Source organism: Nocardia sp. NBC_01327 (assembly GCF_035958815.1).
Classification (GTDB): Bacteria; Actinomycetota; Actinomycetes; order Mycobacteriales; family Mycobacteriaceae; genus Nocardia.
In genome coordinates this window covers 6,157,904-6,171,966 of sequence record NZ_CP108383.1, presented here as the reverse complement: position 1 = coordinate 6,171,966, position 14,063 = coordinate 6,157,904, and the positions used below count along the sequence as shown (strand labels likewise).

17 protein-coding genes are annotated in these 14,063 nt (G+C 67.1%); 6 read left to right on the top strand and 11 right to left on the bottom strand.

Annotated elements, in window-relative coordinates:
• Positions 1 to 6: 6 nt before the first annotated feature.
• Entirely contained in the window at positions 7 to 1,017 is a 1,011-nt protein-coding gene (locus OG326_RS28535) for a TY-Chap domain-containing protein (RefSeq protein ID WP_327140211.1), read from the bottom strand.
• 123 nt (positions 1,018 to 1,140) lie between these two features.
• Between OG326_RS28535 and OG326_RS28530 the strand changes: the two genes are divergently transcribed.
• Positions 1,141 to 1,932, top strand: a complete 792-nt coding sequence (locus OG326_RS28530; protein ID WP_327140210.1) for a 3-oxo-5-alpha-steroid 4-dehydrogenase — start codon at positions 1,141 to 1,143, stop codon at positions 1,930 to 1,932.
• Here the strand turns inward: OG326_RS28530 and OG326_RS28525 are convergent.
• From OG326_RS28525 to OG326_RS28515, 3 genes are all read right to left on the bottom strand, one after another.
• Positions 1,883 to 3,190, bottom strand: coding sequence for a sensor domain-containing diguanylate cyclase (locus OG326_RS28525; RefSeq protein ID WP_327140209.1), 1,308 nt, complete (start codon positions 3,188 to 3,190; stop codon positions 1,883 to 1,885). The genes OG326_RS28530 and OG326_RS28525 overlap by 50 nt on opposite strands.
• Before the next feature lie 34 nt (positions 3,191 to 3,224).
• Positions 3,225 to 4,034 carry an SAM-dependent methyltransferase gene (locus OG326_RS28520; protein WP_327140208.1) on the bottom strand — a complete coding sequence of 270 codons (810 nt, stop codon included), beginning with the start codon at positions 4,032 to 4,034 and terminating at the stop codon, positions 3,225 to 3,227.
• Between the two features lie 157 nt (positions 4,035 to 4,191).
• Positions 4,192 to 4,971, bottom strand: a complete 780-nt coding sequence (locus tag OG326_RS28515) for a M50 family metallopeptidase (RefSeq protein WP_327140207.1) — start codon at positions 4,969 to 4,971, stop codon at positions 4,192 to 4,194.
• A 171-nt stretch (positions 4,972 to 5,142) separates the two neighbouring features.
• Here OG326_RS28515 and OG326_RS28510 point away from each other — a divergent pair, with 171 nt between their 5' ends.
• Positions 5,143 to 6,288, top strand: a complete 1,146-nt coding sequence (locus OG326_RS28510; protein WP_327140206.1) for an LLM class flavin-dependent oxidoreductase — start codon at positions 5,143 to 5,145, stop codon at positions 6,286 to 6,288.
• A 146-nt stretch (positions 6,289 to 6,434) separates the two neighbouring features.
• Complete coding sequence (locus OG326_RS28505) at positions 6,435 to 7,541, top strand: GGDEF domain-containing protein (RefSeq protein WP_327140205.1); 1,107 nt, start codon at positions 6,435 to 6,437, stop codon at positions 7,539 to 7,541.
• Here the strand turns inward: OG326_RS28505 and OG326_RS28500 are convergent.
• The 4 genes from OG326_RS28500 to OG326_RS28485 all read right to left on the bottom strand — a co-directional run bounded on the left by OG326_RS28500 (position 7,505) and on the right by OG326_RS28485 (position 10,433).
• The gene (locus OG326_RS28500; protein WP_327140204.1) at positions 7,505 to 7,948 is read right to left on the bottom strand and encodes a type II toxin-antitoxin system Rv0910 family toxin; all 444 of its coding nucleotides are present in this window, start codon (positions 7,946 to 7,948) and stop codon (positions 7,505 to 7,507) included. The two genes, OG326_RS28505 and OG326_RS28500, sit on opposite strands and share 37 nt — an antisense overlap.
• Positions 7,949 to 8,278: 330 nt before the next feature.
• Positions 8,279 to 9,016: an ABC transporter permease gene (locus OG326_RS28495; protein ID WP_327140203.1), complete on the bottom strand. Its 738-nt coding sequence runs from the start codon at positions 9,014 to 9,016 to the stop codon at positions 8,279 to 8,281.
• Entirely contained in the window at positions 9,016 to 9,759 is a 744-nt protein-coding gene (locus OG326_RS28490; protein ID WP_327140202.1) for an ABC transporter ATP-binding protein, read from the bottom strand. The genes OG326_RS28495 and OG326_RS28490 overlap by 1 nt, the downstream gene beginning before the upstream one ends.
• Before the next feature lie 11 nt (positions 9,760 to 9,770).
• A complete protein-coding gene (locus OG326_RS28485; protein WP_327140201.1) occupies positions 9,771 to 10,433 on the bottom strand; it encodes an LppX_LprAFG lipoprotein in 663 nt (220 codons plus the stop codon).
• Positions 10,434 to 10,506: 73 nt separating this feature from the next.
• Between OG326_RS28485 and OG326_RS28480 the strand changes: the two genes are divergently transcribed.
• The 3 genes from OG326_RS28480 to OG326_RS28470 are packed head-to-tail and all read left to right on the top strand — an operon-like array spanning position 10,507 to position 12,256.
• On the top strand, positions 10,507 to 10,860 hold the full coding sequence (locus OG326_RS28480; protein ID WP_327140200.1) for a PadR family transcriptional regulator: 354 nt from the start codon (positions 10,507 to 10,509) through the stop codon (positions 10,858 to 10,860).
• Entirely contained in the window at positions 10,845 to 11,528 is a 684-nt protein-coding gene (locus tag OG326_RS28475; protein WP_327140199.1) for a permease prefix domain 1-containing protein, read from the top strand. The genes OG326_RS28480 and OG326_RS28475 overlap by 16 nt, the downstream gene beginning before the upstream one ends.
• A complete protein-coding gene (locus OG326_RS28470; protein ID WP_442790837.1) occupies positions 11,507 to 12,256 on the top strand; it encodes an Rv1733c family protein in 750 nt (249 codons plus the stop codon). The genes OG326_RS28475 and OG326_RS28470 overlap by 22 nt, the downstream gene beginning before the upstream one ends.
• A 46-nt stretch (positions 12,257 to 12,302) precedes the next feature.
• Here the strand turns inward: OG326_RS28470 and OG326_RS28465 are convergent, their stop codons facing one another.
• Genes OG326_RS28465 through OG326_RS28455 form a run of 3 tightly spaced genes read right to left on the bottom strand, consistent with a single transcriptional unit; the run spans position 12,303 to position 13,903 of the window.
• Positions 12,303 to 13,217, bottom strand: a complete 915-nt coding sequence (locus OG326_RS28465) for a 2-hydroxyacid dehydrogenase (protein ID WP_327140197.1) — start codon at positions 13,215 to 13,217, stop codon at positions 12,303 to 12,305.
• Between the two features lie 56 nt (positions 13,218 to 13,273).
• Entirely contained in the window at positions 13,274 to 13,429 is a 156-nt protein-coding gene (locus tag OG326_RS28460) for a DUF6131 family protein (RefSeq protein ID WP_327140196.1), read from the bottom strand.
• 9 nt (positions 13,430 to 13,438) lie between these two features.
• Positions 13,439 to 13,903, bottom strand: a complete 465-nt coding sequence (locus OG326_RS28455; RefSeq protein ID WP_327140195.1) for a hypothetical protein — start codon at positions 13,901 to 13,903, stop codon at positions 13,439 to 13,441.
• Positions 13,904 to 14,063: the final 160 nt, after the last annotated feature.

Below are 14,063 nucleotides of genomic sequence, written 5' to 3'. Positions count from 1 at the left end.
TGCGGCTCAGCGCACGTCGCGCGGCACCCCGAGTTCCGCATCGAGATAACGCAATTCGGGATCGCGCCGCCGGCCGTTGCGGAAGGCCCGGAACACCAGATCCTGCGGGTGCTGCACCGCGAACACCTCCCGGAAGGTGGTCACCGTGCGCCGCGGCGCACCGAGCAGTCGCGGATTGTGCCCGGCCCTCGCCTGCGGACCCTCCCAGATGAGCGCCGCGCCGCCGGGCACACTGTGCGGTGCGAAGCTCCAGCCCAGATCCCGCATGCGCCGGTCGAATTCGCCCGCCCCGAGCCCGGCGACATCCCATCCGCTGGCCTCGTTGAACAGCTGCCGCCCGTGCAGGAATTGCACGAAGCACGGATCGGGTCCGGGATGCGGGGTGCTGAGATTGATCACGCCGTCCCACGGCAGCGTGGTCAGCGCCCAGGCCAGCCGGATCTCGAAATCGGCCCAGTCGCCGCACAGGGTGGCCGCAGTGCGCTCACTGGGCCGTTCGGCGGGCAGTCCGTAGGCGCCGACGGTATCGGGCGCGTCCAGACTCCAGGCGCTGAAGCGCAGCCGATCCGGTGTCATGGCCAGACCCCGATCCAGCACCGCCACCACCGATTCCGCGATCTGCCTGCGCTGGTCCAGGGGCGCCCCGCGCCGCCAGCCGGCGGCCCATTCGCGCGCCAGTTCCGGTTGCTCCTGGACCCGCTGCACCGCCCGCCACTGCGGATCCGGTGTGGCGCTGTCGGATTCGAGCGGCAGCGGGCACGGATCCCAGGTGCCCTCCGGCTGCGCCCGCAGTGCGGTGCGTAATCGCTCGGCATCGGCGGGATCGTCGGGGACGGTGATCAGCACCTCGATCTCGCTGCCCTGCTGTGCGAAATGCGCATGGCGCCCGGTGTTTTCGTCGCGTGCCTGCATGAAACGCGGATTCCAGTCCAGGCCGAATCGATCGGCCGCCTCCTCGTCCTCCTCCAGGAAGAACGGCATCCACTTCAGCAGTACATCCCAGCCCTCTGCACCCATCTACGCCTCCCTCCAGGCTCCCGCCAACCTACCGGGCGGTTAGGTGTGATGCCCGCGTATGGGTACCGGATCGCATGCCCGGCGTGGTAGAACCTGTTCTAGTTTTACTACGAAGGACCATGAATGAACTGGTATACCGGTAACACCGTCTACGACACCGTGCTCACGATCGCGTTCGCATTCGCCGCGTTCGTGCTGGTGGGCGGGCTGTTCGGGCAGAGCCCCTACGGCCGATTCGCCACCGCCAAGCTCGGCCTGAACCTGAACCCGAAACTCGGGTGGTGGCTCATGGAGATTCCGGCCACCGTGGTGTTCGCGGTCGCGTACCTGACCGGACCGCACCGGTTCGAGCCCACCTCACTGGTGCTGGCGGGCATCTGGATCCTGCACTATGCCAATCGCGGCTGGTTCTTCCCGCTCTCCATCCGCCAGGTGCCCGGCAAGACAAGCAGTTTCAATGTCTCGGTGCTCGGCATGGGCATGCTGGTGACCTGTATGCACGGGTACCTCAACGGCGCGCTGTTCAGCCACGACTACCTGGGGCAGTACGGCACCGGCTGGCTGACCGATCCGCGCTTCCTCATCGGCCTGGTGGTGTACCTGTGCGGTTTCGGGCTGCTGGTCAGCTCCGAGTGGATCGTTCGCAATCTGCGGGACAAGAACAATCCGGGCGCAACGGAATACAGGATCCCGTTCGGCCTGGGCTTCCGATTCGTCACCAGCCCCACCTATCTCGGTGAGCTGCTGGCCTGGGCGGGCTTCGCGCTGCTGACCTGGGCGCTGCCGGGTGTGGTCATCTTCCTGATCACCTTCGGCAATCTGGTGCCGCGCGCGTTCGCCACGCACAAGTGGTACCGGGAGAAGTTCAGTGATTATCCGGCGGAGCGAAAAGCGCTGCTGCCCTTCGTGATCTAGCGGCCTTATCGCGGTACATGGCGGTGTCCACGGCATGCATGAGCTCGTCGATGGCGGTCGAATGGGTATCCACCAGCGCGGTGCCGATGCTCGCGCCGACCGTCACCGACAGGCCCGCGACATCGAACGGCTGTCGCAGCGCCCCGAGGATGGCGTCGGCCACGGCCGTCAATTCCTCTCGGCCCGAGCAGTGTTCGACCAGGACGATGAATTCGTCACCGCCCAGCCGCGCGGCGACGGCGTTCTCCGGCAGGACGGCGCGCAGCCGCTGCGCCACATCGCAGAGCACCCGGTCCCCGGCGGTGTGGCCGCGGCGGTCGTTGATCTCCTTGAACCCGTCCAGATCCAGATAGCAGACGCCGACCTGACCGTCCGCCGCGGTGAGCCGGTCGAAGAACAGCAGCCGGTTGGGCAGTCCGGTGAGCGAATCGTGGTGCGCGTCGTACCAGAGCTGATCGGCGAGCTGTTTGCGCTCGGTGACATCGACGGTGACCCCGATGAGGAAGCGCGGATTGCCGTCGCTGTCGCGCACCACGGACATGGACAGGTCGATGATGGTGATGGTGCCGTTCGGCCGGGTGTGCACCGATTCGACGCGGAAGCTGTCCACCTCACCGGAGAACAGCTGCTGGAAGCGGGCGAAGGCATCGCCGATATTCATCGGCCCGAGAATGTCGGCCACCGAGCGTCCCGGCATGGATTCGGCTGGGACGCCGAGCACTTCGGCCATCGCATTGTTCACATCGACGACCTGGCCGGTGGTGATATCGATGGTGCCGATGCCCACCGACGCGCCCGCGAAGATGGCCTGGAACCGCGCCTCCGACAGTTGCCGCCGCGCCTCGGCCTCCCGGGCCGCGGTCAGGACGGCGGCCATGGTGCTCTCCTGCTCGGCCAGTGCGGCATTGCGCAGGCCCGCGGTGAACGCGGCGGCGAATTCGGCGGCCACCTCGATGGCGCGGTCACGGACCGGGAGGAACTCCCGGCTCTCGGAATCGGGGCAGACGGCGTCGACGAGGTCCTTGCAGAGCACCAGCACCGAGCGGTGGACGGCGAGCGGGTCCCGGTAATTCGCCGCGACCAGCGCCTCGGCCGCCTCGGCAGCGACCGTGGTCACGCCGGTGCCGCGCACCGCCTCGATCAGTCCGGCGGCATAGGGATCCAGCAGTTCCTCGACCTGGGTGCGGTTGAGTGTGGGCGCGACGGCGCCGTCGAGCATCGCCGCCCATCGCACCGCCAGTTCGTGTGCCGCACCCACCGCTAACCCCCTGCCCCGAAAGTCCTACTCCTGCTCAGCCTTTGCGCCCCACACCGGCCAAACCGAGTGAGCGGCCGGGTGCTTCGTGCTGATCGCGTTCGGATTCGGGCCGCCACACCGGCAACTCGACCACACCGGGCTCCACCAGCTCCCAGCCCTCGAAGAATTCGGTGATCGCCTCGCGTGAGCGGAAGTGGATGCCGACATTGCTCTTCCCGGCCGCGTTCGCGCCGAGTTTGGCCGCATCCTCGGGCCGCGAGGCCGAGGACAGATGCGAGAGGGCGACGTAACTGCCCGCGGGCACCGCGGCGCGCACCGTGGCGACGGTATCGGCCGGACGGTCGTCATCGCCGAGCAGGTGCAGGACGGCGAACAGCAGGACGCCGACCGGCTGCTCGAAATCGATCATGCCGCTCTCGCGGGCCGCGGCGAGCAGATCGACCGGCTTGCGCAGATCGGCCTCGATGGCGGCGGCGTGGTCATTGCCCTGCAGAATGGCCCGCGCGTGCGCGACGGCCACCGGATCGATATCGGCGTACAGCACCCGGCAGTCCGGATCGATCTCCTGCGCGATCTCGTGCACATTGCCCGCGGTCGGAATGCCGGAACCGATATCCAGGAACTGCCGGATCCCCGAATCCACCAGGAAGCGCACCGAGCGGCGCAGGAATGCGCGATTGCTCAGGGCCAGCCGCGGCAGATCCGGTACGAGCGCCTTGCCCATTTCGGCGGCGCGCCGATCGATATCGAAATTGTGTGAGCCACCCAGCAGCGCGTCGTACATGCGAGCCGGGCTCGCCTGCGCCATGTCCACGCCCTCCGGGGCCCATGCCGGTCTTTCCATCCCACACCCTCCTGCACTGACGATCGAACCCGGCCGGACGATCGAGGAAGGGGTTTCGCCGTGTTCCCGATCACCCGGACGGTGCACCGCGAATGTTAGCTCGCATTCTCCAGAAATCTTGTAGCGGCGTCGATCTCGTGATGTTCCGCGACGTTCGTCACCGCTCGGCGGACGCGGAACACGTGTTGTGAGTGAGCGGCGGCACGCACACTCCGGTCACGTCGTTCAGCAACAGCCGGGCGCCCAGCACCAGCGAGCACAGGGCTACCGCTCCGAACGCCACTACCCACACTAGTCCCGGTACGCGAGTGAGGCGCGCCAGCTGATCGGCATCGGAATTGGGTTCGTTGCGGCGATTACGCTGCAACTCGATCACCGGTCGCACTGCGGCCAGCAGGAGGAACCAGGCCGCCAGATAGGCCACTGCCGCCTGAACGGTGTCGGTGCCGAACCAGGAGACCAGGAAGATCAGCCCGCCGGTCAGGAGGACCGTCAGGAGGCCGTATCCATTGCGCACCTTCAGCAGCAGAACCGCCAGCAGCGCGATGGTCAGCCACAGCATGAGCGTGATGCGATGCGCGCCCAGCAGTGCCGCGTAGCCCAGGCCCAGCAGCGCGGGCGCGGGATAGCCGGCGGCGCTGGTGAGAATCATGCCGAGCCCGTACGGCTTTCCGCTCGATACGGTGAGTCCGGAAGTGTCCGAATGCAATCGGATGCTGTTGAGGCGGCGGCCCGTCAGCAGTGCGGTGACCGCATGCCCGCCCTCGTGCGCGATGGTCACCACATTGCGCAGAATCCGCCAGGCCGGGCGGAAGGCCACCAGTAGCAGCGCAACAACTCCCGTGCCGACCACCAATTGCCACGGCTGTGCGGACTGCTGCGATGTCACCCGATCCATGATCGTGCTGCCGCGTTCGATCAACTCTGCGCTCTGCATCGCCGAACCATAGCGAGTGTCGCGATCCGGGGCCAGATCACCGCTGGACAGATGGCTTTTCGCGGGGTACGGGCGCGGGGCCGATGCGCGCAATCACCGGACGTGGCAGGGGGATCGACGCGATAATCGGCGAGGGCCCGATTCCGGTGTGCCCGCCGAGAGGAGACCATCGTGTCGGACTCGCAGCAGAAATCATTCGCGGTAGGCACCCTCGCCGGTGTGAATCCGCCCTTGGCCGCCGCGCGCCTCATGGTGCGGATGGCGCGGCTCGGACGGCTGGATTCGGTGCTGGCGCCGGATCATTTGATCGGCGTGTTCCCACGTTCGGTGTGGGACAGCGACTTCACGCCGCAGGCGAAGGCGGTCGCGAGTCCGGACGAACAGTTCGACTACGCGCCGTTGCTCGCGCATCTGGCCGCCGGGGCGGGCCGGGTTCAGCTGGGCGTCGGTGTCACGGATCCGCACCGCCGGCATCCGGTCCTGCTGGCGCAGACGTTTCTCACCCTCGCGCATATGACGAAGGCGCCGCCCATCCTGGGGATCGGATCCGGTGAGCGGGAGAACCTCGATCCGTACGGGTTCACCTGGAATCGTCCCGTGGATCGCCTGGAGGAGGCGCTGCAGGTGCTGCGCGCGGCCCTCACCGCGACGGAGCCGCTGGAATTCTCCGGCAAGTACTACGCAATCGACAGGGCGCCAATGGATTTGACGGCGCCGCCCGGGCGGATGCCGCAGGTGTGGATCGGCGCGCACGGGCCGCGCATGCTGGAGTTGACAGGGCGCTATGCCGACGGGTGGTATCCGTGGGAGTCGATGTCACCGGACGAGTACCAGCGGCGACTGGGGCTGGTGCGCACTGCCGCCCGTGCGGCCGGCCGCGATCCCGAGGCGATCGTGCCCGCGCAGATGCTCTCGATCGTCACCGCGCGCACGCGGGCGGGAATCCGGCGGCTGCTGCGCAATCCGTCGGTGCGCTATCTGGGCTTGATGGCTCCGGCCGCGGTGTGGACGCGCTGCGGCGCGAAACATCCCTTCGGAGAAGACTTCCGGGGCCTCATCGATCTGATGCCGCACCAATTGACCAGAGCCGAGGTGCAGGCGGCGATCGAGGAGGTTCCGGACGAGGTCCTGTACGAGTGGCTGGTGATCGGCACGCCCGCGGAGGTGCTCACCCGCGTGCGCGCCCTGGCCGATGCGGGACTGCGGCACGCCGTCATCTTCCCGTCCTCGGCATTGGTGTCCAATGCCGATGCGGCTTTCGGCTACGGCGTGGTGCTGTGGCTGGCGGCCCGGCTGCGCCGCCCGGCGGGGGAGTGACCTCGGCGGGAGAGTGACATGGATTACAGTCCGTGCGGTTGCTGCATTATGGCTGAATAGACTGCGATACGCAGCCGGAGCGGGGTGTCCGGTGGTGTGCAGGTCGTCAGTGCAGGAGGGTTCGTCCGGCGCCGAGGGGGCAGTACATGCGTGTTGGTCTGCGATTACTCCGCGATTGGTGGCGTGAGGACGTCGACTACGGATGGGTGGTCGACGCGATCGCGTCCCGGTCGGCACTCGGGGTGCTCAAGGTTGCCATCGGTATGTGCGGGTTGGTGGCGCCGATGATCTGTGTGCTGATGCTGCTGTCGCCGCAGGCGCCGGAGGCGCCGCTGGGTCGGGCGGTGCTGTGGCTGCTCGTCGCGGCGGGAGTGGCCTGGGGTGTGCGCTGGTGTGTGCTGCCCTGGCCGGCCGAGAGGGAATCGCTGGTGCTGGTGGCCATCGCCGATGTGTCCGTCACCGTGGTGTGCGCACTGAGTCCCGGCTATGTGGTCCGGTCCGTGGGAATGATGCTGCTGTTGATCATCGGCATCTACGTCAGCGCCTTTCACGCTCCGAAAGCCCTTGCCGCGCATACGATATGGTCACTAAGCGCGGCCGCGCTGCTCTCGGCTCCGCTGATCGGCAGCGGTGATGTCACCTCGGCGGCGATCATGATGCTGGGTATGGCCGCGGCCGTCGTCGTGCCGCCCGGACTGCAGTTCTGCTACTGGGTGCTGCGCAGCGAAATGCTTTCGGACCCACTGACAATGCTGCTGAGCCGGCGCGGGCTCGACTACCATTCCGCGGCCCTGCTCGCGCGTCCGTCGCCGCTGCCGGTATGCGTGATGATGATCGACCTCGACCGGTTCAAATCCGTCAATGACAGCCTCGGGCATACCGCCGGTGACGAGGTGCTGGTGTGCATTGCCGATCGATTGCGCCGGGCCGCACCCGCCGGCAGCATCGTCTCCCGCTTCGGCGGTGAGGAGTTCGCGGTCATCGTGCGGCTGCCCGATACGGCGGCCGTGGCCGCGGCCGAGCGATTACGCGGCGCCGTTGCCGCGCCCATCGGTTCGATATCGGTCACCGCCAGCCTCGGGCTCGCCATCGTCGATATGGCGGCGACCGGTGATCGGGGCCGTACTCAGGACTCGCTGCGGGAGATCCTCCGATCTGCCGACCGGGCCATGTATCTGGCGAAACAGCAGGGTGGTGACGCCGTCCTGGCGGCGCCTCATTCATGCAGTGCGCAGGCGAGTTCGGCGAGTTGACCGAGGGTGCGATCGAGCTGTTCGTAGCCGTGCTTCTCCAGCACCTTCGTCACCGAGTCGGTGATCAGCAATCCGGTGAAGGTGATGCCCGCGGTGACGGTCGTGCCGGTGGCCGTCGCCTGCAGCCAGTAGGTGAAATCGCATTGCACACCGGTCTGCCCGATGCCGCGCAGGACCACGCGATGGGGCTCGTCGAGCCGCCGCGCGGTCCATTCGACCTCCTCGGCCATGCCGTGAATCAGCACCTCGGAGACCAGGGTCGAGCCTTCGATCAGGCGCTCCGGCGGTTTGCCCACGAACTCACGGTGAATGCCGAACCAGTGTTCCCACGTGGTCGGCGAAATAATGGTGTTGAACAGTGCCTCGGGTGTTCCGGGCAGATCTCGGCTGAGAAGTATCGCTCCCAATGCGGCTCCTGATGGTATTGGCAGCGCCCTGTTCTCGAATACCAGTTACTGTGTGCCACAGATACTTTCGTGGTGCACCACAAACCATTCGATCGAATGTGCTTGAAGTCAAAGGGAAGTAGCCCTCCACGGACAAAGAGGTGGTCGAGAGTGGTTGCGCTGGTGCGGATTGCCGACCGCCTCTGATTAATTCCCCCCGAGCCGACGCGGTTGATCTTGGCATACGGAAAACGGCAGCACAACAGGGATGTAAACCCAGATTAACGGTGATCTTGCAAATGAAATCGCATTCTGATGATGATGTGGCACAGGCAGTTTCGGACGCCTCGGTCAGCGGGTCTGACGGCGCAGCGTGGCCGCGCCGCCGAGCAGGGTGGCCACGGCGAACAGGGCGATGGCCAGCAGGTCCAGCCAGAGCCTGGTGGTGGGGAGCGGGAAGGTGCCGACCTCGCTCATGGCCTCGGCGGCGTAGCGCAGCGGCATGACATCGCCGGCCCACTGCAGGGCGGTGGACATTTCCTCCCGGGGCCAGATGAGTCCGCACAGCAGGATCTGCGGGAACACGATGGCGGGCATGAATTGCAGGGCTTGGAATTCGGTGCGGGCGAAGGCGCTGGTCAACAGTCCGGTGCAGCAGCCGAGAATGGCCGTGCTGACAGCGATGAGCAGGACCGTCGCGATATTTCCCTGGGTGCGCAGGCCGAGCAGGCCGTAGGCGACTGCGCAGGCGACGCAGGCCTGCACGGCCGCCAGCGCGGCGAAGGCGATGGCGTATCCGAAGAGCAGATCGAGTTTGTGCAGGGGAGTGCTCAGCAGGCGTTCGAGGGTGCCGCTGACCCGCTCCCGCAGCATGGCGACACTGGTGATGAGGAACATCGAGGTGAAGGGGAAGATGCCCAGCAGCATCAACCCGATCTGATCGAAGATGTCGAGGCGGTCGACGAAGATGAACCGCAGCAGGGCCAGCAGCAGACTGGGAACGGTGATGACCAGTGCGATGGTGCGCCGATCGTGCCGGACCTGAGTGAGCACGCGCGCGGTGGTGGCGAGGGTGAGCGAAACAGACATCAGGCGAGCACCTTTCGGTCGTCGGGGTCGCCGGCCTGCTGCAGGATCAGGCGCAGGAATGCCTCTTCGAGATTCGGTGCACCGGTGGCGGCGCGCAGGTCGTCCGGCGCCTCATCGGCGAGCAGTCTGCCGTCCCGCAGCAGCAGCAGTCGCTCGCAGCGGTCGGCTTCGTCCATGACATGACTCGAGACCAGCAGGGTGGTGCCCGCATCGGCGAGGGTGTGGAACTGTGCCCAGATATCGCGGCGCAGTACCGGATCGAGGCCGACGGTCGGTTCGTCCAGGACCAGTACGGCCGGGTGCGCGAGCAGTGCGCAGGCCAGCGAGACGCGGGCGCGCTGACCGCCCGAGAGCGCGTCGACCATCCGATCGGCGATATCGGTGAGGCCCACATCGCCGATCGCGGCCTCGGCGGCGGCCGCGCCGGTGCCCTGGATCTTGGCGAAATAGCGGGCGTTCTGGCGGATCGTCAGATCGCCGTAGACCGAAGGCTGCTGTGTCACATAGCCGACCTGCCTGCGCAATTCGGCCGTCCCCGCGGGGTGGCCCAGGACGGTGACGGTGCCGGACCGGATGCGCTGTACGCCGACGATGGCGCGCAGCAGTGTGGTCTTGCCCGATCCGCTGGGGCCGAGCAGTCCGGTCACGCTGCCCGGCGGCAGCGCGAAGCTGATATCGCGCAGCACCTCCTGCTTACCTCTGCTGACACTGAGATTCAGCACATCGATTGCGCTGTCGGTCATTTCGGGATCCTTCATGATTGCTTGCCCGGTAGGGAAACCGCCTGTGATCTGGACACCGCGACATTCAGATGAGCGCCGGGGTGCTCCGGAAATCCGAGAGTGGTCTGCAGGGGGAGGTGGGCGCCCCGGACGCGGATCCAGAGGGTCAGGGTCGCGTCCTTCGTGGCGCCCGGCAGTATCGCCGCGAGCGATTCGGCCGGTACCACGGCCTGGATCTTGAATGCGTCGATGCCGGTGAACTGTTCGCGCCCAACGGTTTCCGGATTCCGCAGGGAGCGCAGCAGTCGCGCGAGCCCGCCGTCGCGGCCGATCATGCCGCTCGGGCTGGGGAACCCGGACGGCAGCGGGACGAGGGTTCCGTTGTCGGACTTACTGAAAACCTTGCCCTGGGAGGCGACGAATCGCGTCACCGATCCGGTGGGCAGGGTGGCCGTGCCGGTCGCGCTACCGCCGTCGGTCGCGGCGACATCGGCCTCCAGCCCGCGCAGTGGGAAACCGGGCACCGATCCCTCGGCCTGGAGCACCAGATGCGCGGAAGCTATTGCGCCGGCGGAGATTGCGGCATCGCGCATCATCAGTCCGGCATCGGGTAGTCCCCCCGATCCGTCGGCGCAGCCGCTCACCACGGCGGCCGTGGTGAGCGCGAGAACCGCGCTCGTAATCCTGTAGCGCACCGGGACCTCCTATGGGTAGGGACGCTACCCATAGGCTAGGGCACTTTCGTCCTGAAGGGTAGGCTTGCTACCCATGAGTGCAGAAGTGCTGAAGGGGCACCTGGACGGCATGATCCTGGCCGTGCTGGCCGACGGCCCGCGCCACGGCTACGGCGTCATCGATGCCCTGCGCACTCGCACCGGAGGCCGTTTCGATCTGCCCAAGGGCACCATCTATCCGGCCCTGCACCGGCTCGAACAAGCGGGGCTGATCGACGGCGCGTGGTCCAGGGAGGGCGGCCGGCAGCGGCGCACCTATACCCTCAGCCTTGCCGGGCATCGGCAGCTCGGACAGGAGCGGGCGTCCTGGCGGGACTTCGTCGCCGCGGTCGGCGCTCTGATGGAGGGGAACGCTGTCATGGGGGAAGAGCCTTGGCCCGCACTGTGATCGACGATTATCTCGACGACCTGGGTACCCGTTTGACGGGCACCTGGTGGGAGCGCCAGGCCATCCTGGCCGAGATCGGCGACGGACTGAACGATGCCGTGGAACATTATAGCGCGCAGGGGCTTTCGCTCGAGCGAGCCGGTACCGCCGCCATCGAGGAATTCGGCGGTCCGACGGTCATCGCCGCGGAATTCGTGCCTGTGCTGTCCTCCAAGCGGATTCACCGCTACGGCTGTACCTTCACCGCGATCGGCCCGGTCATCGGCGTGCTGTGGGGCACCGCCGCGCTCCTGGGCTCGTTCAGCGCGGTACCCCGGTCTCTGACGATCGCCGGTCTGGTGCTCATGGGCCTCGCGGTTGTCCTCGGCGTGCCGTGCACCGCCCTGGCCATCGCGTCCACCGGCCGCGCGAGCCGCCTGGTGCGCATTCCGACGCGACTGGCCGCCAGGGCGCTACTGGTCACCGCGACGGTATCGGTATTCATCGACGGAACCCTGCTCATCACCCTGCTGACCCTGCTCGCCGAGGCGCCCCGCGATCTGGTGATCCTGCCGGTGACATTCGGTGCGCTGGTGAGCATTACGCGCATCAGCATCGCGGTGACCAGCGTGCCGCGCCTCGGCCCGGCCCGCTGCGCACCGGCCCTGTGGCCCACTCCGCCAGCTTAGACAAGCCGACTGCCCACCCCCGTGGCCAGATTGCCGCTGGACAGATCGCTGTTCAAGGGGTATCTGAATGGGTACTGCTACCGGTGAGATCGGTGCCAGTCGTGCCGTGGAGGGAGGTGGTCCAGGTGCCGGAGGGTCCTTCAGCCGTGGTGCGGACATGGCGGGTTCGACCGTGGAACCCCAATCCGCTCATGCGTGTTTCGGATCGGTTCGAAGTCCTGGTGCGGGTGCTGGCGGTGCTGGCCGTGGTGGTGGCCGTGCCGATTTCCGGCGCCATCGGGACCGTGAGCTACACCGGCGCGGTGGCACGAATCGCCGCACAGGACGCGGGCAAGACACAGGTGACCGCCACGCTCACCGCCGATGCGCAACTGCTGCCGACGGCGGATCACTATGGCGCCCAGCCGGACCGATACCAGGTGCCGGTGCAATGGATGGTCGATGCGCACGCCAGGACCGCCACCATCGAGATTCCGAAACAGCAGCTGTCGGGGTCGACCACCGCGCTGTGGATCGGGCCCGACGGAAACCCGGCCACGGCTCCGGCGCGACCGGGCTCGGCCGCGGCCGAGGGCGTCGGCACCGGGCTGGCCATTCTGGTCGAAAGCTGGTGCGCCACTGCCGCATCGGTGTGGATCACCGCCACCGTCCTCGATGCGCGCCGCAGTGCGCGCTGGGAGCGGGAGTGGCGGATGCTGAATCGGCCCATCGGCAAGGATTCGCTGTAGCCGCAAGGATTCACCGGAGCCGCCCGGCGAGATCAGCCGGGGGAGATCAATATTCGCCGTGCACGAGATTCTCCGGCGCCTCCCCGGCCAGGTACCGGCCGATCTGGCGGGTAGCGATGGCCCACCCGCGCTCCTGGGCGCCCCGGCTACTACCGCCCACATGCGGGGTGAGCAACAGTCCCGGCGCATCCCACAGCGGATGGCCCGCGGGCAGCGGTTCCGGATCGGTGACATCGAGAACGGCCCGCAGACGGCCACTCCGGAGTTCGGCCAGCAGCGCATCGGTGTGCACCACCGGGCCGCGGGCGGCATTGACCAGGATCGCCCCGTCGGCCATGCGGGCCAGGAAGGCCGCATCCACCATGCCGATGGTCTTACTGGTCACCGGCACCATGAGCACCACGGCATCGAATTCGCCCAGCAGCTGCGGGAGTTCGTCCACCCCGTGCACTCCGTCGCGGGCATGCGTACCGACCAGGACGCTCGTGGCATCGAACGGTGCGAGTTTGCGCTGCAGCTCCGCCGCCAGATCACCGGCGCCGACGATCAGAATCCGTTTGCCGGACAGGGTGTCCGTCTGATGCTGCGTCCAGCGGTGCTCGCGCTGCGCGGCGGCGAACTCGATGAATTCCCGGTACACGGTGAGCAATCCGGTGATCGCCCACTCGGCGGTGCTCGCCCCGTGCGCGCCGCGGGCAATGGAGACCTGCACGCTCGCCGGGACCTTCCCGACCCAGGCCTCCGCCCCGGCGGTCAGCAGCTGCACCAGCCGCAGTTTCGGGAGCGCCCAGGTCATCTGCACCGCGTCGGCGCCGACCAGGAAACCCGGCACCAGGATCTCGGCCTCATCGGCCCCCGCGGGCAGCGGCTCACCGAGCCGGAAGCGCAACGCCCGCACGCCCTCCAGGCGCGAAACCGCCGCGAGGCCGTAGTCATCCGAAACCAGCACCGTCACCGTCATAGGTTTCAAGCTAGTGGATGGGCCTCGCGGCGGTCGCGAGCGTTGCCTAGAGGTAGTTAGTAGTACCAGCGCCTGCCGCCGACCGGGCGGCCCATCGAGCCCAGTGCCCACAGCACCAGACCGGCGACGATAGCGATGACACCCAGCGTGGTCACGATCGGAATGCCGACCAGCCAGCCGATGACGAGCAGAACGATACCGAGAGCAATCATGGCGAATACCTATTTCGTTTTCGTGAGCGAAGGAGCCGGCTTCGCGGGTGTGGATCGGTTCATGAACCGGTTGAAGGACCAGGTGGGCTGCGACGGCGCCGCTGCGGCCGCCGATTTCGGATCCGCCGGCAGGGCAGATCGTTTGGGCGGCTGCGGTTCCGGTACCGGCTTGGTGGTCAGTTCGCGCCGGGCCGCAGCCATTTCGCGACGCGAGTTCCGGAGATCGCGACGTGCGGCGACCCCGCGCCGGGACGTGGCCCACGTCCCGGCCAGCAGCATGATCAGCCCACAGGTGCCGATCGCCCCGATCAGAATGCCGTAGGCGAACAACAGGCCGGACGATCCGGCGTAGGTGTGCTCGAAGACGGTGAAACCGCCTGGAATCAGATGATTTTCGCCGCTGTTGGCGGCAATGCCGGCAACCCCGACGACCACAGCGCCGATGAGGACGATGAGCCCGATGATGATGAACATAGGGCGGCAATTCCCGCTCCCGGCAACATCAAACGTGCAGGAAGTGGTGTTGTCCACTGTTGCCCGCACCGGAGTCTCGCCAGGGTCTACCGAACACCCATGCGGAAGAGGATGCCGGCGAAGAGCAGAACCAGATCGGAAATGACCATGACACTTCCTC

What these genes read in the sequence shown, in the direction of transcription:
- OG326_RS28535 (WP_327140211.1), bottom strand. Translation starts at nt 1,017, where the DNA reads ATGGGTGCAGAGGGCTGGGATGTACTGCTGAAGTGGATGCCGTTCTTC.
- OG326_RS28530 (WP_327140210.1), top strand. Translation starts at nt 1,141, where the DNA reads ATGAACTGGTATACCGGTAACACCGTCTACGACACCGTGCTCACGATC.
- OG326_RS28520 (WP_327140208.1), bottom strand. Translation starts at nt 4,034, where the DNA reads ATGGAAAGACCGGCATGGGCCCCGGAGGGCGTGGACATGGCGCAGGCG.
- OG326_RS28515 (WP_327140207.1), bottom strand. Translation starts at nt 4,971, where the DNA reads ATGCAGAGCGCAGAGTTGATCGAACGCGGCAGCACGATCATGGATCGG.
- OG326_RS28505 (WP_327140205.1), top strand. Translation starts at nt 6,435, where the DNA reads ATGCGTGTTGGTCTGCGATTACTCCGCGATTGGTGGCGTGAGGACGTC.
- OG326_RS28495 (WP_327140203.1), bottom strand. Translation starts at nt 9,016, where the DNA reads ATGTCTGTTTCGCTCACCCTCGCCACCACCGCGCGCGTGCTCACTCAG.
- OG326_RS28490 (WP_327140202.1), bottom strand. Translation starts at nt 9,759, where the DNA reads ATGACCGACAGCGCAATCGATGTGCTGAATCTCAGTGTCAGCAGAGGT.
- OG326_RS28480 (WP_327140200.1), top strand. Translation starts at nt 10,507, where the DNA reads ATGAGTGCAGAAGTGCTGAAGGGGCACCTGGACGGCATGATCCTGGCC.
- OG326_RS28465 (WP_327140197.1), bottom strand. Translation starts at nt 13,217, where the DNA reads ATGACGGTGACGGTGCTGGTTTCGGATGACTACGGCCTCGCGGCGGTT.
- OG326_RS28460 (WP_327140196.1), bottom strand. Translation starts at nt 13,429, where the DNA reads ATGATTGCTCTCGGTATCGTTCTGCTCGTCATCGGCTGGCTGGTCGGC.
- OG326_RS28455 (WP_327140195.1), bottom strand. Translation starts at nt 13,903, where the DNA reads ATGTTCATCATCATCGGGCTCATCGTCCTCATCGGCGCTGTGGTCGTC.